This window comes from Klebsiella sp. C360 (assembly GCF_048822415.1).
GTDB classification, from domain to species: domain Bacteria; phylum Pseudomonadota; class Gammaproteobacteria; order Enterobacterales; family Enterobacteriaceae; genus Klebsiella; species Klebsiella quasipneumoniae.
The window spans coordinates 1-20,883 of sequence record NZ_JBMEZZ010000003.1 but is presented as its reverse complement, the minus strand read 5'-3'; the positions used below and the strand labels follow the sequence as shown (position 1 = coordinate 20,883).

The following is a 20,883-nucleotide window of genomic DNA, read 5'->3' as shown; positions in this document are numbered from 1 at the left end:
TCGCCCCTCACCGGACGGGGCGAGGCGCCAGACAGCCGATAAGGATGCCGCCGCCATGCCCGTAAATTTTGACTTCAACGATCTCTATGCCTTTCGCGCCCTGATGGAGTATGGCAGCTTTCGGCTGGCCGCAGAATCCATTTGCCTGTCGCAGTCGGCCCTCAGCCGCCGCATTGAAAAGCTGGAGACCGCGTTAGGCAACCGGCTGTTCGAGCGCACCACCCGCCGCGTGACCCTTACGCTGTATGGACAGAATTTTGCCGAACGTTCGGAGCAGCTGCTGGCCCACGTCGAGACGGTGCTGGCGGATATCAGCCAGGTCAGCAAGGCGCGTACCGGGCTGGTGACAGTGGCGACGGTACCTTCCGCCGCCTACTACTTTATGCCGGAAATCATCCGCAGCTTTCAGGCGCGCTTTCCCCAGGTGCGTATCCGGCTGATCGACAGCAGCGCCGGGAATGTCATTGAGGCGGTGAGCAGCGGACAGGCTGACTTTGGCCTCTGCTTTGCCAAAAACCTGCCGGCCAGCATCGAATTCACCCCGCTGGCCGACGACCGCTATGTCGCCGCCTGTCGGCACGACCATCCGCTGGCGAGCAGGACGCACCTCAGCTGGCAGGCATACTTTGAACAGGATTATATTGGCCTCGATCGGGTCTCCGGCAACCGGACGCTGCTCGACAGGGAGCTGGCGCATCTGACGCCGGCGCGGCCAAGCATTTGCGAAACCCGCCACGTCACCACGATGCTGGGGATGGTGGAAGCGGGCATCGGCATTGCCGCCGTGCCCGCGATGTCGATGCCCGCCGGGGAGCATTCCGTTCTCCGCGCCGTACCGCTTACCGACCCGGTGGTCACCCGTACGGTAGGCCTGATCCGCCTCAGCGGCCGTATTCAGTCCTACGTGGCGGCAGAGCTGGAGAAGCTGATTATTGAACAGTATCCTTCTGGCTGACCGGCGCGGCGGCAGCTACGCTTCGCATACCGGTGGCGTGGATGGTCTCCTGCGCCGCCGGTGAGGCCAGATACGTCAGCAGCGCCTTTCCTTCCTGCGGGTGGTCGGCGCTGACGGTCACCGCCCCGGCAAAGCGGGTGATGTACTGCAGGTTATCCGGCAGTTCGCCGACAAAGGTCACGCCGGGCACCGGCAGCAGTTCGCTTACCTGCTGAAAACCGATCGCATAGCGTCCCTTCGCCACTTCCGAGGCTACCGGAATACGCTCCACCATCTGCGCTTTGCTCTGCATCGCCTCATCAATGCCCAGGCGGTGGAACAGCGTCGAGCTGACATAGCGTCCGCTGGCGCTGTCGGAGTACGCGACCGACGGCGCAGCCAGCAGCGCCGCCCGCAGCTGGTCTGCGCTGCGGATAGCCGGCAGCGGCGCTCCCGCTTTCACCACCACGCCGATGGGCGAGTCGGCCAGCTCCCGGCGCGAATCCGGTTGCGTACGGCCCGCTTTCTCGAGGCCGGTCAGCGCGTCGCCGACCATAATCACCACGTCCGCGTGTTCGCCCCGCGCCAGGCGGTTAGGGATCGCCTGCGGCGTTTTCCCCATCGACGGCCCGGGGATCACCACGAGGTGGTTACCGCTTTGTTTTTCCCATGCCGGGGCCAGCTTTTCCAGCGCCGCTTTGAAGCCGCCGGAGATCATCACGGTGACCTCAGCGGACAGCGCGCTGCCGCCGGTGGCGGCCAGCAGTAGCGTGGCCAGCAGGGTTCCTGTCGTTTTACGCATCATCATCTCCCTGATTAACGTGCCGTCTGCAGCGTAACGGCGCTGCGGCGATAGAGGTAGCAAGTGGCCAGCAGGCCGCAGACGGCGGCAAAGCTCATCCAGTAGCCTGGGGAAGCTTTATCACCGGTATATTCAATTAGCGCCGTGGAAATCACCGGCGTGAAGCCGCCAAACACCGCGGTCGCCAGGCTATAGGCCAGCGAGAAGCCTGCCACGCGCACTTCGGCGGGCATAATTTCGGTCAGCGCCGGGATCATCGCCCCGTTGTACATGCCGTAGATAAAGGACAACCACAGCAGCACGCTCAGCATCATCAAAAAGCTCGGCGCGTTCGCCAGCATGGTCAGCGCAGGCCACGCGGTAGCCAGCGCCAGCAGGGTCATGGCAATCAGCACCGGTCGGCGGCCAAAGCGGTCGGACAGCGCCCCGCCCACCGGCAGCCAGAAGAAGTTGGAAATCGCCACCAGCAGCGTGACCAGCAGGCTGTCCGAGGCGCTGAGCATCAGCACTTTTTTGCCAAAGGTCGGCGCATAGACGGTGATCAGATAGAACGCGGTGGTGGTCATCGCCACCATCATCATCCCGGCGATGACCACCTGCCAGTTCGCCAGCAGGGTGGCGAATACCTGGCGCATCGCCAGATGATGGCGGCGGGCAGTAAACTCCTGGGTCTCCTCCAGCTTACGGCGCAGCACAAAAATGAACGGGACGATCAGGCAGCCGAAAAGGAACGGAATACGCCAGCCCCAGTCGCTGATGGCGCTCTGCTCCAGCACGGCGTTGAGGGCAAAGCCCATCGCGGCCGCCACCATAATGGCGACCTGCTGGCTGCCCGACTGCCAGCTGGTGTAAAACCCTTTGCGGCCCGGGGTGGCGATCTCGGCCAGATAGACGGATACCCCGCCCAGCTCAGCGCCGGCGGAGAAGCCCTGCAGCAGGCGGCCGATCAGCACCAGCAGCGGCGCCCACAGGCCAATGGCCTGGTAAGAGGGGATCAGCACGATCAGGAAGGTGCCGGTGGCCATGATCGACAGGGTCACGATCAGCCCTTTGCGCCGCCCTACCTTGTCGATATAGGCGCCAAGCACGATGGCGCCGATGGGCCGCATCAGAAAGCCGGCGCCAAAGACCGCGAAGGTCATCATCAGCGAGGCGAATTCACTGCTCGCCGGAAAAAAGGTATGTGCGATGTAGGTGGCATAAAACCCGAACAGGAAAAAGTCGAACTGTTCGAGAAAGTTACCGGACGTGACGCGCAGAATGGCGCCGAGCCGGTCACGGGTACTCATCAGTGAGGTTGTCGAATGCATGCAGGTCTCCAGTTTGTTATCCACGCGTTGTCGCGCGCCTGTTGCTGAAGACTGAAACAGAACCGGGAATGAAATAAGCGTAATAAACGCATCCATTGATGCAATTTACGCATAAATAACATTTAACTAATTAACATTACTTTTATATACAATCATTTAACACTCGCTGCGTCATCAACGTCGGCGGCAGGGATGAAAAAGTGAGTTTTCCGTTTTGTGACCGAGGCCAGGGTACGCCGCTGCGCCCCGGGCGCCAGGCGGTAAAAGACATACCCGGCCCGGCAGGGTTAACGCGACGCCGAGCGGCGAGATGTTAATAATCCGGACGTGACCTCAGGGCGCCGGCGCCGCGGCGGCGTTCCCCAGCGTCTGCAACAGGGAGATCAGCCAGCGGCTGGCCTCGCGTTTCCCGCTGCGTTTGTGGGCGTAAATCTTGACGTCAAATGGGGGAACCGGAAACGGCAGCGGGAAAATGGTCAACCGGGCGGCGCGAGCCATCGTCTCCGCCGCCCGCCGGGGCAGCGCCATCAGCAGATCGCTCTGCTCAATAATAAAGGGAGCGCTCAGCATCGAGGGCGTTTTCACCGCCACCTGCCGCGAATAGCCCTGCCGCTCCAGCTCGCAGTCCAGCACCCCCTGCCGCTCATTCCATGGGGTCACCACCAGATGACGGGCCGCAAGGTAGGCGTCCAGGGTGAGCGCCGTTCGGTCGGCCTGGCTGATAACCACATATTCGTCCCGCAGCCAGTTAATCTCCTCGAGATCGGGATGAGCTGGCTCGTCAGGGGTATTGAACCCGAGAGCCAGATCGACCTCGCCCGCCAGCAGCTCGGTCAGCGCCGGGCTGTGGGGCAGATAACGGAGCTCAAACCGCAGCCCGGGCGCCTCACGCTGCAGGTGGTGCATCAGCGTCGGAAAGACGCAGAACGCGGTGAAATCGGTGATCGCAATCTGCATACAGTCGGTGCTGGCGGCCGGCACAAACGCCGCCGGCGGCGTCAGCTCCTGATTGAGAAATTTCAGCGCCGAAGCGATAGAGGGCGCCAGCTGGCTGGCATAGACGCTGGGGCACATCCGGTGACCTTCCCGATAGAACAGCGGGTCGTTGAGGGCGCTGCGCAGCCGGGAGAGCGCATGGCTCAGCGCCGAGGTGCTCATCGCCAGCTCTTCTGCCGCCAGGCGCACCGAGCGGGAGCGATAGACCGCGTCAAAGACTGGCAGCAGGTTGAGGTCGATACGGCGCAGGACAGGATGCATAATATTCATCGTTTGCTGATTTCATTGCACTTAATTCTTTTCACAATACCGCTTATGCTCTGGGTCAGCAATTTTGCTTTCCTTCATACCATTCAGACAGGACGACCCATGAGCATCACGATCCGCCAAGCCACCCCGGACGACGCCACCGCTATTTATGACATGATTTATGAACTCGCGGTCTACGAGAAAGCCCCCGAAGAGGTGGTGACGACGGCAGAGGAGATCAGAGAGACGCTGTTTGCCAGCAGCAGCAAAACCGAGGCGCTGATCTGCGAGGTGGCGGGCAAAGCGGTGGGCTATGCCGTGTTCTTCACCAGCTACTCCACCTGGCTTGGCCGTAACGGCATCTATATGGAGGATCTGTACGTAACCCCCGACTATCGCGGGATCGGCGCCGGAAAAGCGCTGCTGAAAACCATCGCGCAATATGCTGTACAGCGTCAGTGCGGGCGTCTGGAGTGGAGCGTGCTCGACTGGAACCAGCCGGCGATTGATTTCTATCTGAGCATTGGCGCACAGCCGCAGGATGAGTGGGTGCGTTATCGCCTCACTGGCGATGCGCTGCGGGCCTTTGCGGAGTAAAGCGGCTCGCCAGCAGGTCGGCGCCAGGCGTCGACCTGCTGGCCGCGGATCAGGCTTCGACCGCGCTATTCTGCAGCTGCGGACCGGCCAGCGCCAGACGCGCGCCCGCTTCGGTATCGCTGTACTGCTTAAAGTTATCCATAAACAGCTGAGCCAGACTCTCCGCCTTCTCCTGCCACTTATCCGCTGAGCTCCAGCCATTACGCGGATCCAGCACTGCGCTGTCGACACCCGGAATGCTCTGCGGGATCGCAAGATTGAACACTGGGATCGCTTCATCGCGCAGCGGGCCGGTGGTGCCATTGAGGATCGCGCTGATGATGCTGCGGGTATCGCGCAGCGACAGGCGTTTGCCCTCGCCGTTCCAGCCGGTGTTGACCAGCCAGGCTTCCGCACCGGATTCCGCCATCTTCGCCGCCAGTACGCTGGCGTACTGGGTCGGGTGAAGCAGCAGGAACGCCGCGCCGTAGCAGGCGGAGAAGGTCGGCGTCGGCTGGGTAATGCCGCGCTCGGTGCCCGCCAGCTTCGAGGTGAAGCCCGACAGGAAATGGTACTGCATCTGCTCGGTGGTCAGACGGGAGACCGGCGGCAGGACGCCAAACGCGTCTGCGGCAAGGAAAATCACCTTCGACGGATGGCCCGCCCGGGACACCGGCTTGACGATATTGTCGATATGCGACAGCGGATAGGAGACGCGGGTGTTCTCGGTTTTGCTGCCGTCGGCGTAATCCACGCTGCCGTCGGCGCGCACCACCACGTTTTCCAGCAGCGCATTGCGGCGGATGGCGCCATAAATCTCCGGCTCCGCCTGCGGGTCGAGATTGATGGTCTTGGCGTAGCAGCCGCCTTCGAAGTTAAACACCCCATCATCGTCCCAGCCGTGCTCGTCATCGCCAATCAGTTGACGATGCGGATCGGTGGACAGCGTGGTTTTGCCGGTACCGGAGAGGCCGAAGAACAGCGCGACGTCCCCTGCTTCGCCGCGGTTGGCCGAGCAGTGCATCGACGCGATGCCTTTCTGCGGCAGCAGGTAGTTCATGACCGAAAACAGCCCTTTTTTCATTTCGCCGCCGTACCAGGTGCCGCCGATGAGCTGAATACGCTCGCTCAGGTTAAAGGCGACGAAGTTCTCGGAGTTCATGCCCTGCGCCTGCCAGTTGGCATTGGTGCAGCCGGCGCCGTTGAGCACCACGAAGTCCGGGGTAAAGCTGGCCAGCTCGTCGGCGCTCGGCACGATAAACATGTTTTTGACAAAGTGGGCCTGCCACGCCACCTCGGTGACGAAGCGCACGCCAAGGCGGGTGTCCGGGCTGGCGCCGCACCAGGCGTCGATGATGTACAGTTTTTTGCCGCTCAGCTGGCCTGCGACCAGGCTTTTCAGGCTGCGCCACACTTCTGGCGATAACGGCTTATTATCATTGCGGCCGAGGCCGGAGTCAGCCCACCATACGGTGTCGCGCGTCTGCTCGTCTCTGACGATATATTTATCGCGCGGCGAGCGGCCGGTGAAGATGCCGGTATCCACTGCCACAGCGCCAGAGTCGGTCATTACGCCGCGGGCCGCGCCGGTCAGCTCAGGAGCGGTTTCATGTGCAATAAGCAAATCGTAATCAGGGTTGTAAAACAATTCGCCGCTTGCATTAATCCCCAGCTCCTGCAGAGCCATTTTTACTGATTCAATTTGTTGTGACATGGAACTCCTGACAAACTATTTAAGGTAAGAGGCCTGGGTTATTCATTGCTTTCGTCATCGTCGCTAGCTATTTAATAAGATAAATCCTGGGCAATGAAATAAAGCAATAAATAACCGTGAGTCGCGATTTCATATCGTGCTCATGTAGGGTCGCCGATACGCATTCATAAATCTCAACTTTCCAAAAAATGTTAACACCTGTCGATAATTATGTTAATTGCATAGTTTCTATGCGCTATGCTAAAATTGCATAGCCTTTATTGCGTTTTTGAGGACTGGATCGGTGTTGGCAAATCTGGAAGTTAAATGGCTGTATGATGTGATTGCTCTCGAGGAGTCACGCAGCTTTACCCTGGCGGCCAAAGCCCGCAATATCTCGCAGTCCTCGTTCAGCCGACGCATCCAGTCGCTGGAGGCTTCCCTCGGATTCAGCATCTTCGACCGCAGCGCCAACCCCCTGCAGTTGACCAACCGCGGGAAAATTTTTGTCGGCTATGCGCGAAATATGCTCGACGACATGGATTTTCAGATCAGCCGAATTAAAGGTTTAAATAACACCACGCAAAAAATAAGAATCGACGCCGCCCCGTCGCTGTCGGTGTTATTGCTGCCGGAAATTATCGCCGGTTACACCGACCGTAAAAATAAGACTTTTCATGTTGAATCGATTAACGTCAACGACGCCGTATTTAACCTGAAAGAGGGTAAAAGCGATTTTATCCTCTCCTTCTATAATGAAGAATTAATGAACTATCCGTTTATTAATCATAAAATTTTTGATTCTTACCTGCACCTGGTCTCCCCCTGCGACGAACATGGCCGGCCGCTGTTTCATTTACATCGCGGCGTGCTGCCGCTGATGAAATACGCCAACGATAGCTATATGGGGCGCCAGGTGAACCAGGTCATCGACCGCACGCCAGAGATCACCTTCTCCCTCACCTTTGTCTCTTCCATGAGCGAGCTGCTCAAGCGCATGATCCTCAATGGCGACGGCGTGGGCTGGCTGCCGCAGTACTCCATTCAGCGCGAGCTGGACGAAGGCCGACTGACGATCCTCGATGAGAGCCTGTCGCTGCCGATCGGCGCCTGGCTCTACCGCTCCGGCTCGCGGCTTAACCAGGCCGCCGAACGTTTCTGGCAGCACATTAAAACCCGTAACCAACCGCGGGATTAACCCTCTCAGCCGCTGATCCCCAGATACGCCTTACGCACCTCCGGGTCGTTGAGCAGCGCCTGGCCGCTACCGCTCAGGCGGATCTGGCCGTTCACCATCACGTAGGCGCGGTCCGACAGGTTGAGGGCATGGCGGGCGTTCTGCTCCACCAGAAACAGCGTCATCCCCTGGGCCGTCAGCTCGCGCAGGATCTGAAATATCTGCTTCACCACCAGCGGCGCCAGTCCCAGGCTCGGCTCATCCAGCAGCAGCAGGCGCGGCCGGCTCATCAGCGCCCTGGCGATGGCCAGCATCTGCTGTTCGCCGCCGGAGAGGGTCATCGCCCGCTGTCCCCGCCGCTCTTCCAGCCGGGGGAACAGCTGGTACATCCGGGCCTTGTCCTCGGCCTGATAGCGGTTGCCAATGGCAATAGTCCCCATCAGCAGATTCTCCTCGACGGTCATATCGGGAAAGATGCGCCGCCCTTCCGGGGCCTGGGCGATGCCGTTGCTGGCGATAAAGTGGGTCGATTTCCGGCTGATCGCCTCCCCGCGATAGAAAATCTCCCCGCCGGCAATACGCGGCTGCCCGAAGACCGACATCAGCAGCGTCGATTTACCCGCGCCGTTGGCGCCGATCAGCGCCACCGTCTCCCCCTCGTTGACGGTCAGGGAGACCTGCTTCAGGGCCTGGATCGGCCCGTAGAAGACATCCACCTCATCAAAGGCAAGCAGTGGCTGGCTCATCGGCGCGTCTCCTCTTCCTCAGCGCCAAGATAGGCGGCAATCACGCTGGCGTTGGCCTGAATCGCCTGCGGCGCGCCGCGGGCGATGACGTCCCCGTGATCGAGGACGATGATATGATCCGAAATCTCCATCACCATCCCCATATCATGTTCGATCAATAGCACCGTGATGCCGTGCTGCTGGCGCAGAAAGCGGATGATCCGGCTCAGCGCCTGGGTTTCGACCGGGTTGAGTCCGGCCGCCGGCTCGTCCAGACAGATCATCTCCGGACGGGTGCACATGGCGCGGGCGATCTCCAGCCGCCGCTGCTGTCCGTAGGAAAGCGTTCCCGCCAGACGGTTGGCGCAGTCCACCATCTCCACCACCTCCAGCCAGTAAAACGCGCGCTCCAGCGCCTGACTTTCCGCCTGCCGATAGCCGCGGGTGTTGAGGATCCCGGCCAGCAGATGGCGATTGACCTGGGTATGCTGGGCCACCAGCAGGTTCTCAATCACCGACATCTCGCGGAACAGGCGAATATTCTGGAAGGTGCGGGCCAGACCGGCGCGGTTCACCAGATGGGTGCCGCCGAACATCTTGTAATAGATCCGCCGCCCCAGCTGCGCCGGGTGGAGGAAATCGTCCGGGTGAAGCTTTTGCCCCAGCACCTGAATGACATCGGTGACCTTTTCCCGCGCCCGTAGCACGATACTCCCCCCCGTCGCCCGGTAAAAGCCGGTCAGGCAGTTAAATACCGTGGTTTTGCCCGCGCCGTTGGGGCCGATCAGGGCGGTGATCGACCCCCGCTCCACCTCCAGATTGACGTCATTCAGCGCTTTGATGCCGCCGAAATGCATCATCAGATGCTCAACGCGTAAGATGCTGTCGCTCATGGCGCGACTCCTTTTCGCAACGCGACCCCGCTGCGGCTGGTGCGCACCAGGCCGCGCGGCCGCCAGATCATCATCAGCACCATCAGCACGCCAAACAGCAGCACGCGATATTCGTCAAACCCGCGCAGCAGCTCCGGGGTGACCGTCAGGACAAACGCCGCCAGCACCACCCCAAGAGTGGAGCCCATTCCCCCCAGCACCACAATCGCCAGGATCAGCGCCGACTCAAAAAAGGTGAACGACGTCGGATTAACAAATCCCTGATAGCTGGCGAAGAACACTCCGGCGATGCCGGCGGTCGACGCGCCGAGCATGAACGCCGAGAGCTTGACCAGCACATGGTTGAGCCCCATCGCCCGACAGGCGATCTCATCCTCGCGCAGCGCCTCCCAGGCGCGGCCGATGGGCATCCGCGTCAGGCGATGCTTCACCAGCAGCACCAGTGTCACCACCATGCACAGCACGGCGTAGAGGAAGATGAATTTCAGGTTGGGGTTGTAACTGACGTGGAAGAACTCATGGATAGGGATACCGCCATCCTTTGCCCGGCGGGTAAATTCGAGGCCAAACAGCGTCGGGGACGGCACCGGGACGCCGTTGGGGCCGCCGGTGAAGCTCACCCAGTTGTTAAGCACCAGGCGAATGATTTCGCCAAAGCCGAGGGTGACGATGGCCAGATAGTCGCCGTGCATGCGCAGCACCGGAAAGCCCAGCAACGCCCCGGCGAGGGCCGCCATCACCGCTCCCAGCGGCAGCATCGCCCAGAAGCCGAGGCCCAGGTACTGGTAGCCCAGCGCCAGGCCGTAGGCGCCGATAGCATAGAACGCCACATAGCCCAGATCGAGCAGCCCCGCGAGACCCACCACGATATTCAGCCCCAAACCGAGCAGGACGTAGATCAGCCCGAGGATCGCCACGGTCAGCAGGTATTTGCTGGCGAGAAACGGAAAGGCGATAGCCAGGCCCACCAGCAGCGGCATTATCCAGCGCAGCCGCGAGCGGTAGCCCGGGGGCCGAACGTACACCCCGTCATCCGCCCCCTCAAAGCGGGCAACCAAGGCCTTGCCCCGCCGGCTCTGCAGCAGCAGGCTGAGCGCCAGTCTGCCGGCCATCACCACCGCCACCAGGATCGCCACCCGCGCGGGCGCGAGGGTAAAGCCATAGCCTTTGAGCACCACGCCGACGATCGGGCCAAAGACAATTAACGCGCAAAGACCGGCCAGCACGCTGTCGATCAGCGCGCTTTTGATATCCCGCGCAGGCTGGCGCGTCAGTTCACCCATAGAGCCCCCTCAGACCTTGGCCACCAGCGGTCGACCCAGCAGCCCCTGCGGGCGAAAAATCAGGATCGCCACCAGCAGCGCAAAGGAAAAAACGTCTTTGTAATCCGAATTCACCATTCCGGCGAACTGCGCCTCGGCCACCCCGAGCAGCAGTCCGCCCAGCATCGCGCCAGGCAGCGAGCCAATCCCGCCCAATACCGCGGCGGTGAAGGCTTTGATGCCGATAATAAATCCGATGTAGAAGTCGAAGGTGCCGTAGTTCATGGTCACCAGCACCCCGGCCAGGCCGGCCATCGCCGCGCCGATAACAAACACCAGGGAGATCACCCGGTCGGTATTGATGCCGAGGATCGCCGCCATGCGCCGGTCCTGCTGGGTGGCGCGGCAGATGCGCCCCAGCCGGGTGTACTGGATAATCCAGGTCAGGATCAGCATCCCCACCAGCGCGGCGACGAGAATAAACACCTTGGTCCAGGTGATCTGCACTACCCCATCGCCCACCGTCATACGCAGCGCGCCGCTGAGCAGCGTCGGGATCCCCTGCTGGTTTGGCCCCTGGCTCAGCTGAACATAGTTCTGCAGGATCAGCGACATTCCAATAGCCGAGATCAGCGGCGCCAGGCGCGTCGAGTTGCGCAGCGGCCGGTAGGCGATGCGCTCGATCGCCCAACCGTACACGCCGGTGACCACAATGGTGAATACCAGGGTGGCGAAAATCAGCAGCGGAAACGAATGGATTCCGAAGAAGGAGAGCAGCGCCAGGCCGATGGCGCACAGGTAGGCGGAGACCATATACACCTCGCCGTGGGCGAAGTTGATCATGCCGATGATCCCATACACCATGGTGTAGCCGATGGCGATTAAGCCGTACACCGCGCCTAGCGTCAGCCCATTGATCAGTTGTTGCAGAAAAAACGCCGTCATAGCCCCTCCAGCCGCCAGGCCGACGGCCGCCGGGATCGGTACCCGGTCGACCGCCGTCGTGAGACGATTAGCCAATCAAAACAACGGATAGTTACTGGGTGGTAGCCGATCAGAGCTGGTGATATTTGCCCTTGTCGTCCCACTGATAGACCACATAGTCCGACACCTTGAGGTCGCCTTTGCCATCCCAGCCTTTTTTGCCCATCACCGTCTCGACGTCGTGGCTCTTCAGCCAGTCGCTGGCTTTGGCGTTATCGGTGCCGACGGCGTTCCAGGCGGCGGCGATAGCCTGAATAGAGGCATAGGCGTAGAGGGTATAGCCTTCCAGCTCAAAGCCGCCGGCGCGGAACTTCTCGATCACCGCTTTGCCTTCCGGGAGGGTGCGCGGGTCCTGACCAAAGGTCATCAGCACGCCGTTGGTGAACTGCGGCCCGCCGGCGGCCGTCACCAGCTCCTCGGTGACAATACAGTCGCCGGAGAAGAATTTCGCCTGCACTCCCTGCTCGCGCATCTGGCGCACCAGCGGGCCCGCCTCAGGGTGGCAGCCGCCAAAATAGACCACGTCCGGCTTGAGGGCGCCGATCTTGGTCACCAGGGCGTTAAAGTCTTTTTCACCGCGGGAGAGGCCTTCGTACAACACTTCTTTGGTGCCCCGCTTCGCCAGCGCCGCGCGGGTGGCATCGGCCAGCCCCTGGCCATAGGTGTCTTTATCGTGGATGACGGCAATTTTCTTCGCCTTCAGCACGTCCAGCATATAGTTGGCGGCAATCGCCCCCTGCTGATCGTCGCGGCCGCACATGCGGAAGAGATCCTTCATGCCGCGCTCGGTGATCTGCGGATTGGTGGAGCCGGGGGTAATGGTCAGAATCCCGGCTTCGTCATACACCTCGGAGGCCGGCATCGTTGAGGAAGAGCAAAAGTGCCCCACCACGGCGGAGACTTTCGCTTCGTCCACCAGCCGGTTGGCCACCGCTACCGCCTGTTTCGGTTCGCACGCGTCATCCCCCTGCACCAGCACAATCTTTTCGCCTTTGATGCCGCCGGCGGCATTGATATCAGCCACCGCCTGCGAGGCCCCCTTCCAGTACTGGGCGCCGTAGGTAGCGTTGGGGCCGGTGAAGGGCCCGGCGACGCCGATCTTCACGTCAGCCTGGGCGTAAAAGGCCATGCTCATACAACCTGCTATCACAACATGAAGCGTCATTGTTTTCAGTTTCAAAGACATTCGGATATTCCTCAGCGATTTAGAGCCTGGCGTCATGGAATGACGCAGAAAATATCACTTACCGTGTGGTACCGACGCAGGCGCAGCGCCAGGACGGCCAGGGTGGAAGAAGCAAAAATCCCGCCAGGTAGAGAGACCGCGCCGGAGAGCGGACGCCCCGGTCGGTGCGCACGCGACGACACCTCGTGCCGCATCCGGCAAGGGCGCATTCCCTTTCAGGTCAGGAGATCGGTTGCCATCACGTGGCGAGCCGGACAACGCGGTATCCGTACCGGCCCGTGAGCTAAACATAGATGCAGTTAGCGGTCGCTGCGCGCCAGCGTGGTGCAAAAATGCGAATATGATCAACAGTGGTGATTATTTTGTTGCGGTAATGTGAAGATGATAACAGGAGAGCCCGTTAAGGGCTCCCCTGTGGCCCGGCGGCCGTTCAGAGCTGGCTGGTGAACGTTCGCGAGATCACATCCTGCTGCTGCTCGCGGGTTAGCGCGTTAAAGCGGACCGCATAGCCGGAGACGCGGATCGTCAGATTCGGATACTGCTCCGGATGTTCTATCGCATCGAGCAGCTTTTCCCGGTTCAGTACATTGACGTTGAGGTGCTGTCCCCCCTCCACCGTCTCCTCGTGATGGAAGTAGCCGTCCAGCAGCCCTACCAGGTTGTTTTCCTGCGCCGACGGCGCTTTGCCGAGGGCCGCCGGCACGATGGAGAAGGTGTACGAGATGCCATCTTTGGCGTAGGTAAACGGCAGTTTCGCCACCGAGGTCAGCGACGCCACCGCCCCTTTGCGGTCGCGGCCATGCATCGGATTGGCCCCCGGGGCGAACGGCGTCCCCGCCCGACGTCCGTCCGGCGTGTTGCCGGTTTTCTGCCCGTACACCACGTTGGAGGTAATGGTCAGGATCGACTGGGTCGGCACCGCCTGGCGCCAGGTGGGCAGCGCCTGAATTTTGCGCATAAAGCGCTCCACCAGGTCGCAGGCGATGGCATCGACGCGATCGTCGTTGTTGCCATATTGCGGATAATCCCCCTCAATGACAAAGTCCACCGCCAGCCCGTGATGGTCACGCACCGGCTTCACCCGGGCGTACTTTATCGCCGACAGCGAATCCGCCGCCACCGACAGGCCGGCGATGCCGCAGGCCATCGTGCGGTAGACGTCGCGGTCATGCAGGGCCATCAGCGCCGCTTCGTAACTGTACTTATCATGCATGCAGTGGATGATGTTCAGCGCGCTGATGTACTGCACCGCCAGCCAGTCCATAAAGTGGTCGAGGCTGGCCATCACGCTGTCGTAGTCCAGCACCTCATCGCGCAGCGGCGCGGTTTTCGGCCCCACCTGGATCTTCAGTTTCTCATCCACCCCGCCGTTAATCGCGTAGAGCAGCGTTTTGGCGAGATTGGCGCGGGCGCCGAAGAACTGCATCTGCTTGCCGATCACCATCGGGCTGACGCAGCAGGCGATGGCGTAGTCGTCACTGTGAAAATCGCTGCGCATCAGATCGTCGTTCTCATACTGCAGCGACGAGGTGGCGATAGAGACCCGGGCGGCGTATTTTTTAAACGCCACCGGCAGCGCCTGCGACCAGAGCACGGTCAGGTTCGGCTCCGGCGCCGGACCCATGGTGTGCAGGGTATGCAGGTAACGGAAGGTGGTTTTACTGACCAGGGTGCGGCCATCCAGCCCCATACCGCCCAGGACTTCCGTCGCCCAGATGGGATCCCCGGAGAACAGCGAGTCAAATTCCGGGGTACGCAGGAAACGCACCATGCGGATCTTCATGATGAAGTGGTCAATCAGCTCCTGGGCCTGCTCCTCATTGAGTAAACCGGCGCGCAGATCGCGTTCAATATAGATGTCAAGGAAGGTGGCCGTCCGTCCCAGCGACATGGCGCCGCCGTTCTGCGACTTCACCGCCGCCAGGTAGGCGAAGTAGAGCCACTGCACCGCCTCCCGGGCGTTACGCGCCGGGTGGGAGATATCGCAGCCGTAACGGGCCGCCATCTCCTGCATCTGCTGCAGCGCGCGCCGCTGTTCGGCCAGCTCTTCGCGCAGGCGCAGGGTGGACTCCAGCGCCTCGCCGCGTTCAAGGGCCGGCTGCAGGTCGGCAAACTGCAGCTCACGTTCGCGGACCAGATAGCGAATGCCGTACAGCGCCACGCGGCGGTAATCGCCGATGATCCGTCCGCGACCGTAGCCGTCCGGTAGCCCGGTCAGCACCCCGGACTTACGGCAGCGCAGCATATCCGGGGAATAGACGTCAAATACGCCCTGATTGTGGGTCTTGCGCAGCGCCGTAAACTGATACTCAAAATCGGGGTCCATTTCGCGGCCATAGGCCTCGAAGGCGCTTTTGATCATATTGATGCCGCCAAAGGGATGCAGGGCGCGCTTCAGCGGCCGGTCCGTTTGCAGGCCGACGATCTTTTCCAGCGGCTGGTTGATATAGCCCGCCGCGTGGGCGGTGATGCTGGTGGCGACATTGGTGTCGAAATCCACCGGCGCATGGGTGGCGTTCTCGACGCGGATCCCGGCCATCACCTGCTCCCAGAGGGCGGTGGTGGCCGGCGTCGCGTCGGCGAGGAAGGACTCATCGCCCTCGTAAGGGGTGTAGTTATGCTGAATAAAGTCGCGAACGTTAATCTGCGTTTGCCACGCCGTACCGCGAAAGCCCTGCCAGGCGTCGGCGTATCGTGCGTCGTGGGTGTCGATATCTACTTTCATGAACATCGTCTCTCTACAGAATAAAAAAATCAGGCCAGCGCCGCCGCGGTGTGGATCCGGCCTAAGCGGATCGCATCGAGGGCAATCATGCGCTCTTCATTGGTGGGGATAACCGCGCAGCGCACCCGGCTGCCGTCGGCGGAGATCAGGCGCTCGCCGGCCGAATTAGGCTGCTGGTTGCGGGCAGCGTCCATCTCAAGGCCAAAGACCGCCAGCCGCTCGCTCACCAGCCGACGGATCAGCACCGAGTTTTCACCAATCCCGCCGGTGAAAATAATGCTGTCGAGACGCTGCAGCGCGGCGGCGTGGCCGGCGATATGGCGGGCGATGCGATGGACGAAGGTTTTGATCGCCAGGCGGGCGCGGGCATGGCCCTCATGCCAGGCCTGCTCCAGTACCCGCAGGTCGGAGGAAAGGCCGGAGATCCCCAGCAGGCCGGAGGCGGTGTTGGCCACCCGCTCCAGGTCGCTGAAGGTCTGCCGGGTTTCCGCGGCAATCCACGCCATGGCGCCGAAGTCGACATCGCCGCTGCGGGTGCCCATCATCAGCCCCTCCAGGGGCGTCATACCCATCGAGGTGTCCACGCTGCGGCCGTTGCGCACCGCGCAGATCGAGGCGCCATTGCCCAGGTGGGCGATCACCAGGCCGCTCTCCTGCTCCGGCAACCCGAGCAGCGCCAGGGCGCGCCGGGAGACATAGCGGTGGGATGTTCCGTGGAAGCCATAGCGGCGCACCCCGAGGTTCTGGTAATACTCCCACGGCAGGCCATAGAGAAAGGCTTCCGGGGCCAGGGTCTGGTGAAAGCTGGTATCAAAGACCGCCACCTGCATGACCCCCGGGAACAGCCGCTGCGCCGAGGCGATGCCGCTAAGGCTGGCGTAGTTATGCAGCGGGGCCAGGGACGATACCTGGCGAATATTGTCGATAACCTCCTCGCTGATAATGACCGACTCGGTGAAGAGGTCGCCGCCGTGGGCGACGCGGTGGCCAATCAGGGCCACGCTGTCGATAAGATCGCGTTGGGCTAATGCCCCGGCAATCGCCTGCAGGGCGCCTTCGTAGCCGCGCGGCGCCAGCGCCACCGGCTCGCCGCCGTTGAGCGAGAGAGACGCCTGGTCCGCGTTGATGCCCTCGGCTACGCCGTTGAGCAGGCAGTCGCAGCTGGCGGCGTCCAGTACGGAAAATTTGATCGACGACGAGCCGCAGTTGATCACCAGCACTACCGGAAATTCAGTCATGTTGTACTCCGCGTGGCCTGAGCCGGATTAGAACAGTTTGTAAACGATATTGAGGATGGTCAGCAGACCAATGGCGGTCACAAAGAGGTTATCGAGACGGCCACGGTATTTGGCCAGCGAAGGCGCTTTACGAATGGCGTACATCGGCAGCAGGCACAGCAGCGAGGCGATAATCGGCGCGCCCATGGCCTCAATCAGGTCGAGGATATTGGGGTTGGCATAGGCCACCACCCAGGTCGAGCCCATAATGAACACCATGCTCAGGGTATTGAGCTTGCCGCTGGAGACCCGGGTTTTATCCCCTTTATAGCCGAAGCGCAGGATCAAACCGTTCAGCCCTTCGAGGGTGCCGAGATAGTGGCCGAAGAACGATTTGAAGATGGCCACCAGGGCGATGATCGACGCGCCATACTCCAGCAGGGTGGCAAAGGTGGATTTGGCGCCCGACATCGAGGCAAAGTGGTTCGCCAGATAGGAGAGCACCGGGATATTCTGCGCCTTGGCGTCCGCCATGTTCTGCGGCGAGAGGGTAAACAGGCAGCTGAAGGCGAAGAACATCACCACCGCCACCATCAGCATACTGGCCCGGGAGATGATCTGCGAGCATTTGTGTTCGGTATACTCCCGGCCAAACTGCGCTTCATACTCTTCGCGTTTGGAGACCACAAACGAGGAGACGATCGGCGAGAAGTTAAAGGAGAACACCATAATGGAGATGCCCAGCCACACTGTCACCAGAATGCCGTCGTGACCGGTTAAGGCGATATCGCTGAGGTTCACCTGATCAATCACCGCGCTATTCCAGTAAGGGATCAGAGACAGGGAGATCACCACCAGGCTGGCGATAAACGGCCACACCAGATAGCTCATCACCTTGACCATCAGGTCTTTGCCAAACCAGATGACAAACGCCATCAGCAGCAGCAGGAGCAGCGCCACCACTCCGCGGTTGAGGGCCGGCATCTGCAGCTGGTTCTCCCAGAAGGTCATGAAGGTATTGGTGATCGTCACGCCATAAATCCACAGCAGCGGGCAGATGGCGAAGAAGTACAGAAAGGTGATCACCACCCCGCCGGTTTTGCCAAAATGCTCTTCCACCGTTTCGGTGATATTGCCGGAGGGGTTAGCCCCCGACAGGCACAGCCGCGCCAGCGCCCGGTGGCAATAGAAGGCGATGGGATAGGCCAGCACCAGCATCACCAGGATCGGGATCAGCCCGCCGAAGCCGGCGCGGATGGGGAAAAACAGCACCCCGGCGCCGATGGCGGTGCCAAACAGGCCCAGGGTCCAGGTGGTGTCGGATTTACGCCAGGACGAAAGGCTTGTCTGGCTGGATGCAATGCTCTCAGTCGTACTCATATCCTGTCCTCACTTATGTATTGAATTAAGCGTCAACAAAACCGGTAATTTGCGATACCCGCGAGAGATCGATATTGCCGCCGGAAATCAGGCTGACCGTTTTGCGGTTCTGGATATAGCTGTCTAATTTGCCGCTTAATAACGCGGCGCAGGCCAACGCTCCGGCCCCTTCGGTGATCACTTTATTGCGCTGAATTAAGGCGACCATGCTCTGGCGAATGTCGTCCTCGCTGACGAGGACGATGTCATCCACCAGCTGGCGGGCGATTTCATAGGTCAGTTTTCCCGGGCGGGCGACATCGCAGCCATCGGCTAAGGTGCCGGCGTGGCGATGGCTGGTGATCTCTCCGGCGTACCAGGAGGCGGCCATGCCGTGAACATTCTCCGACTGCACGCCGATAATGCGGATCGTCGGGTTAATGGATTTAATCGCAATCGCGATGCCGGCAATTAAGCCCCCGCCGCCAATCGGCACAATGACATTATCCACGTCATACAGATCTTCTAATATTTCGAGACCGATGGTGCCCTGCCCGGCAATAACCTGGGGATCGTCATAGGGGGGAATAAAGATACGGCCTTCAAGTTCAACAATATCGCTGGCTTTGGCGAGGGTATCGTTAAAATTATCGCCATGCAGCACCACCTCCGCCGAATAATCGCAGGTGGCGGCGACTTTCGATTTCGGCGCCCCTTTCGGCATCACCACTTTCCCGTCAATGCCGAGCATGGCGCAGGAGAGCGAGACGCCCTGGGCGTGGTTGCCCGCTGAGCAGGCCACCACCCCTTTGCGTTTTTCCGCTGCGGTTAAGCCGCAGAGCTTATTAAAGGCGCCGCGAATTTTAAATGAGCCCGTGCGCTGCATATTTTCGAATTTAAGAAATATTTCACCCTTGCAGCGTTCGCTAAAATAATTCGACCGCGGCATACCCGTTTTATATATTTTTCCTGTCAGGCGTTGCTTCGCTTCGAGAATATCGTCAATGGATACCGGAAGATCGTAGGTAATATGCATTATGGCCTCTGTATCTTAATATAAAGTCAATGACCGGGCGTCATCCTGCTGACAACAGCGAGGATGGTTGTTGGATTATTTAATCAATATCAGTCAGCCAATTTCTATTGGCTGCCAGTGGCGGTTGCCCTGCCCCGATGAATACTGTTTCGCCATCTCCACCAGCGACGCCGCCGCGGTTTTCAGCCGATAATTTTTCGACCACACCGCCGCATAGCGCGCCACCGGCAAGGCCTCTTTAATGGGGATGGTGACAAACTGGCTCGAGCCGAACGGCGTGGTCATGTCGCAGGGAATGACCGTCAAAAAATCGGCATTGAGCACCAGGTTATAGATCGTCACCACCGAATCGGTATTGACGATATTTTCACGGCGGATGCCGCTGCGCTGCAGGGTGGTCAGCAGTTCGCTGTAGTAGCCCATATTGGTCTCCGGCAGCACCCACTGCTCGTGCTGGAGCGAGGCCAGGCGGACGGTGCCGTTGCCGATCCGCGCCCGGTTCGCCACCAGCACAAACTCAGACTCAAACAGCGGCTCGACGTGCAGGTCCTGCAGCTTCATCTCATCGCTCAGCGTCCCGATGGCGAAGTCGAGGCGCCCGTCGCGGATCGCCGGCAAGAAGGCAGAGAGCTGCGCCTCATACATCGATACCCGCGCCTTGGGGAAGGTCATTTTGAACTGATGCACCATCTCCGACATAAAGGTAAACCCCACCAGCGAAGGAAAACCAAAGGAGACATCCACCACCGTGCTGTTGGTCAACGCATTCATTTCATTGACCATATTTTTCATTTCACGGGTGATCGCCTCTGACCAGTTCAGAAATACCTGCCCGGCCTCGGTGAGCGAGACGCCGGTATTTCGCCGGACGATTAATTCGCTGCCAAAATAGCTTTCCATGTCGCCAATGATTTTACTGACCGCCGGCTGTGTGAGTCCTAACGCTTTTGCTCCGGCCCCGATAGACCCGCTACGGATCACTTCCTGGAAAACCACCAGATGCTGAGTTTTAGGCAGAGAAAAAGTATTCATCACGTCTCGCTTTCATTCCTTTGTTGACGGCGGAAAGTGTAACAAATCGCGATTAGCGGGTTATGTGAGAGCTCTCACAAAGGCTCCGCCGTGGCCGATTAGCAGGATTCGCCACCCAGAATAATCCATTTAAAATCAAAGCATTAATATCATAGCGAACGTCGTTTGCGCGTTTATTGCCGTAACCGAATGCGGGGATAAAAATAATTGATGGCGATAACATCGACGGTAAAATGGCGATAAAAAATACGCCTTTTGTACGCTATTCGACCCGCGCCGTCAGGGCGATAAAAAAGGCGAAAATTAAATTAATGCTGTAAAGAATAAAAAGCGGACGTAATCAACGCCATTAATTAACGGCAAGTCGGTTTGGCATCACATTTTATCGGCGGCGGGCGGGAAAAAGGCGCAGGCATTATTTACATCAAAGAAACATTAAATTCACAATCTTGTTTTTCTTATGCGGCGGAGGGGGCGACTTTTTCCGCCATATCGCAGGCGGTCATACTTTGATTAAAATCAACCCTGGCAATTTATCTTTTGCAGCGCCTGGCAGGCAGTCATTTGTGTTGCCGATCACAAATCCATAAAACAACCTCCCGGCCTCTCTTCCACCGCAACTGATTAACCAGCTTTTCACTATGCAAATGCAAATAACGTATTTGCCCTCCCCGCAGGCGCTCTGTAGTTTGAGCCAGGATCCCGGCGCCACTTTTTCCGGGTCAGG

General features: G+C 59.9%; 20 protein-coding genes. 5 read left to right on the top strand and 15 right to left on the bottom strand.

Annotation, left to right across the window (positions count from 1 at the left end; translation table 11 throughout):
- The first annotated feature begins 55 nt into the window (after positions 1–55).
- On the top strand, positions 56–955 hold the full coding sequence (locus tag ACOI7D_RS08990; RefSeq protein WP_044523908.1) for a LysR family transcriptional regulator: 900 nt from the start codon (positions 56–58) through the stop codon (positions 953–955).
- On the opposite strand, the gene ACOI7D_RS08985 is transcribed toward ACOI7D_RS08990, so the two are convergent.
- The 3 genes from ACOI7D_RS08985 to ACOI7D_RS08975 form a co-directional block, all read right to left on the bottom strand.
- Positions 930–1,739 carry a substrate-binding domain-containing protein gene (locus tag ACOI7D_RS08985; protein ID WP_072096615.1) on the bottom strand — a complete coding sequence of 270 codons (810 nt, stop codon included), beginning with the start codon at positions 1,737–1,739 and terminating at the stop codon, positions 930–932. The genes ACOI7D_RS08990 and ACOI7D_RS08985 overlap by 26 nt on opposite strands.
- An 11-nt stretch (positions 1,740–1,750) precedes the next feature.
- Positions 1,751–3,046, bottom strand: a complete 1,296-nt coding sequence (locus tag ACOI7D_RS08980) for an MFS transporter (protein ID WP_044523912.1) — start codon at positions 3,044–3,046, stop codon at positions 1,751–1,753.
- 333 nt (positions 3,047–3,379) lie between these two features.
- Positions 3,380–4,312: a LysR family transcriptional regulator gene (locus ACOI7D_RS08975; protein WP_050533785.1), complete on the bottom strand. Its 933-nt coding sequence runs from the start codon at positions 4,310–4,312 to the stop codon at positions 3,380–3,382.
- Positions 4,313–4,411: 99 nt separating this feature from the next.
- On the opposite strand from ACOI7D_RS08975, the gene ACOI7D_RS08970 reads away from it, so the two are divergent.
- Positions 4,412–4,888 (top strand): GNAT family N-acetyltransferase, encoded by a 477-nt coding sequence (locus ACOI7D_RS08970; RefSeq protein WP_004203250.1) that lies wholly within the window; start codon positions 4,412–4,414, stop codon positions 4,886–4,888.
- 49 nt (positions 4,889–4,937) lie between these two features.
- Here ACOI7D_RS08970 and pckA read toward each other — a convergent pair whose 3' ends face one another.
- Positions 4,938–6,581 carry a phosphoenolpyruvate carboxykinase (ATP) gene (pckA, locus tag ACOI7D_RS08965; protein ID WP_023290179.1) on the bottom strand — a complete coding sequence of 548 codons (1,644 nt, stop codon included), beginning with the start codon at positions 6,579–6,581 and terminating at the stop codon, positions 4,938–4,940.
- A 283-nt stretch (positions 6,582–6,864) separates the two neighbouring features.
- Here pckA and ACOI7D_RS08960 point away from each other — a divergent pair, with 283 nt between their 5' ends.
- Positions 6,865–7,758 (top strand): LysR substrate-binding domain-containing protein, encoded by an 894-nt coding sequence (locus tag ACOI7D_RS08960; protein ID WP_023290180.1) that lies wholly within the window; start codon positions 6,865–6,867, stop codon positions 7,756–7,758.
- 5 nt (positions 7,759–7,763) lie between these two features.
- Here ACOI7D_RS08960 and ACOI7D_RS08955 read toward each other — a convergent pair whose 3' ends face one another.
- The 5 genes from ACOI7D_RS08955 to ACOI7D_RS08935 form a co-directional block, all read right to left on the bottom strand.
- Positions 7,764–8,483 (bottom strand): ABC transporter ATP-binding protein, encoded by a 720-nt coding sequence (locus ACOI7D_RS08955; protein ID WP_023290181.1) that lies wholly within the window; start codon positions 8,481–8,483, stop codon positions 7,764–7,766.
- Positions 8,480–9,355, bottom strand: coding sequence for an ABC transporter ATP-binding protein (locus ACOI7D_RS08950; protein ID WP_109547182.1), 876 nt, complete (start codon positions 9,353–9,355; stop codon positions 8,480–8,482). Before ACOI7D_RS08950 ends, ACOI7D_RS08955 begins: the two co-directional genes overlap by 4 nt.
- Complete coding sequence (livM, locus tag ACOI7D_RS08945) at positions 9,352–10,638, bottom strand: high-affinity branched-chain amino acid ABC transporter permease LivM (RefSeq protein ID WP_109547181.1); 1,287 nt, start codon at positions 10,636–10,638, stop codon at positions 9,352–9,354. Before livM ends, ACOI7D_RS08950 begins: the two co-directional genes overlap by 4 nt.
- Positions 10,639–10,647: 9 nt before the next feature.
- Positions 10,648–11,562, bottom strand: a complete 915-nt coding sequence (locus ACOI7D_RS08940; RefSeq protein ID WP_023290184.1) for an ABC transporter permease subunit — start codon at positions 11,560–11,562, stop codon at positions 10,648–10,650.
- A gap of 109 nt (positions 11,563–11,671) precedes the next feature.
- Positions 11,672–12,730, bottom strand: coding sequence for a branched-chain amino acid ABC transporter substrate-binding protein (locus ACOI7D_RS08935; RefSeq protein ID WP_281166477.1), 1,059 nt, complete (start codon positions 12,728–12,730; stop codon positions 11,672–11,674).
- Between the two features lie 289 nt (positions 12,731–13,019).
- On the opposite strand from ACOI7D_RS08935, the gene ACOI7D_RS08930 reads away from it, so the two are divergent.
- Entirely contained in the window at positions 13,020–13,166 is a 147-nt protein-coding gene (locus ACOI7D_RS08930; protein ID WP_004225356.1) for a hypothetical protein, read from the top strand.
- 51 nt (positions 13,167–13,217) lie between these two features.
- Here the strand turns inward: ACOI7D_RS08930 and pflB are convergent, their stop codons facing one another.
- From pflB to tdcA, 5 genes are all read right to left on the bottom strand, one after another.
- Positions 13,218–15,512, bottom strand: coding sequence for a formate C-acetyltransferase (pflB, locus tag ACOI7D_RS08925; protein ID WP_109547180.1), 2,295 nt, complete (start codon positions 15,510–15,512; stop codon positions 13,218–13,220).
- A gap of 29 nt (positions 15,513–15,541) precedes the next feature.
- Complete coding sequence (tdcD, locus tag ACOI7D_RS08920; RefSeq protein ID WP_109547179.1) at positions 15,542–16,750, bottom strand: propionate kinase; 1,209 nt, start codon at positions 16,748–16,750, stop codon at positions 15,542–15,544.
- 27 nt (positions 16,751–16,777) lie between these two features.
- Positions 16,778–18,109, bottom strand: coding sequence for a threonine/serine transporter TdcC (gene tdcC, locus ACOI7D_RS08915; protein ID WP_032453337.1), 1,332 nt, complete (start codon positions 18,107–18,109; stop codon positions 16,778–16,780).
- Between the two features lie 25 nt (positions 18,110–18,134).
- A complete protein-coding gene (gene tdcB / locus ACOI7D_RS08910; RefSeq protein ID WP_044523922.1) occupies positions 18,135–19,124 on the bottom strand; it encodes a bifunctional threonine ammonia-lyase/L-serine ammonia-lyase TdcB in 990 nt (329 codons plus the stop codon).
- 93 nt (positions 19,125–19,217) lie between these two features.
- Entirely contained in the window at positions 19,218–20,156 is a 939-nt protein-coding gene (gene tdcA, locus ACOI7D_RS08905) for a transcriptional regulator TdcA (RefSeq protein WP_109547177.1), read from the bottom strand.
- Between the two features lie 197 nt (positions 20,157–20,353).
- Between tdcA and ACOI7D_RS08900 the strand changes: the two genes are divergently transcribed.
- Positions 20,354–20,476, top strand: a complete 123-nt coding sequence (locus ACOI7D_RS08900; RefSeq protein ID WP_226453181.1) for a hypothetical protein — start codon at positions 20,354–20,356, stop codon at positions 20,474–20,476.
- Positions 20,477–20,658: 182 nt separating this feature from the next.
- Here ACOI7D_RS08900 and ACOI7D_RS08895 read toward each other — a convergent pair.
- The coding region (locus ACOI7D_RS08895; RefSeq protein ID WP_420664538.1) for a hypothetical protein at positions 20,659–20,883 on the bottom strand (225 nt) is incomplete at its 5' end.

Excerpts from the sequence above, each read along its gene's own strand:
- tdcB (WP_044523922.1), bottom strand. The coding sequence starts at position 19,124 with ATGCATATTACCTACGATCTTCCGGTATCCATTGACGATATTCTCGAA.
- ACOI7D_RS08985 (WP_072096615.1), bottom strand. The coding sequence starts at position 1,739 with ATGATGCGTAAAACGACAGGAACCCTGCTGGCCACGCTACTGCTGGCC.
- ACOI7D_RS08990 (WP_044523908.1), top strand. The coding sequence starts at position 56 with ATGCCCGTAAATTTTGACTTCAACGATCTCTATGCCTTTCGCGCCCTG.
- pflB (WP_109547180.1), bottom strand. The coding sequence starts at position 15,512 with ATGAAAGTAGATATCGACACCCACGACGCACGATACGCCGACGCCTGG.
- pckA (WP_023290179.1), bottom strand. The coding sequence starts at position 6,581 with ATGTCACAACAAATTGAATCAGTAAAAATGGCTCTGCAGGAGCTGGGG.
- livM (WP_109547181.1), bottom strand. The coding sequence starts at position 10,638 with ATGGGTGAACTGACGCGCCAGCCTGCGCGGGATATCAAAAGCGCGCTG.
- ACOI7D_RS08950 (WP_109547182.1), bottom strand. The coding sequence starts at position 9,355 with ATGAGCGACAGCATCTTACGCGTTGAGCATCTGATGATGCATTTCGGC.
- ACOI7D_RS08955 (WP_023290181.1), bottom strand. The coding sequence starts at position 8,483 with ATGAGCCAGCCACTGCTTGCCTTTGATGAGGTGGATGTCTTCTACGGG.
- ACOI7D_RS08980 (WP_044523912.1), bottom strand. The coding sequence starts at position 3,046 with ATGCATTCGACAACCTCACTGATGAGTACCCGTGACCGGCTCGGCGCC.
- tdcA (WP_109547177.1), bottom strand. The coding sequence starts at position 20,156 with ATGAATACTTTTTCTCTGCCTAAAACTCAGCATCTGGTGGTTTTCCAG.
- tdcC (WP_032453337.1), bottom strand. The coding sequence starts at position 18,109 with ATGAGTACGACTGAGAGCATTGCATCCAGCCAGACAAGCCTTTCGTCC.
- ACOI7D_RS08970 (WP_004203250.1), top strand. The coding sequence starts at position 4,412 with ATGAGCATCACGATCCGCCAAGCCACCCCGGACGACGCCACCGCTATT.
- ACOI7D_RS08975 (WP_050533785.1), bottom strand. The coding sequence starts at position 4,312 with ATGAATATTATGCATCCTGTCCTGCGCCGTATCGACCTCAACCTGCTG.
- ACOI7D_RS08935 (WP_281166477.1), bottom strand. The coding sequence starts at position 12,730 with ATGGCCTTTTACGCCCAGGCTGACGTGAAGATCGGCGTCGCCGGGCCC.
- ACOI7D_RS08940 (WP_023290184.1), bottom strand. The coding sequence starts at position 11,562 with ATGACGGCGTTTTTTCTGCAACAACTGATCAATGGGCTGACGCTAGGC.
- tdcD (WP_109547179.1), bottom strand. The coding sequence starts at position 16,750 with ATGACTGAATTTCCGGTAGTGCTGGTGATCAACTGCGGCTCGTCGTCG.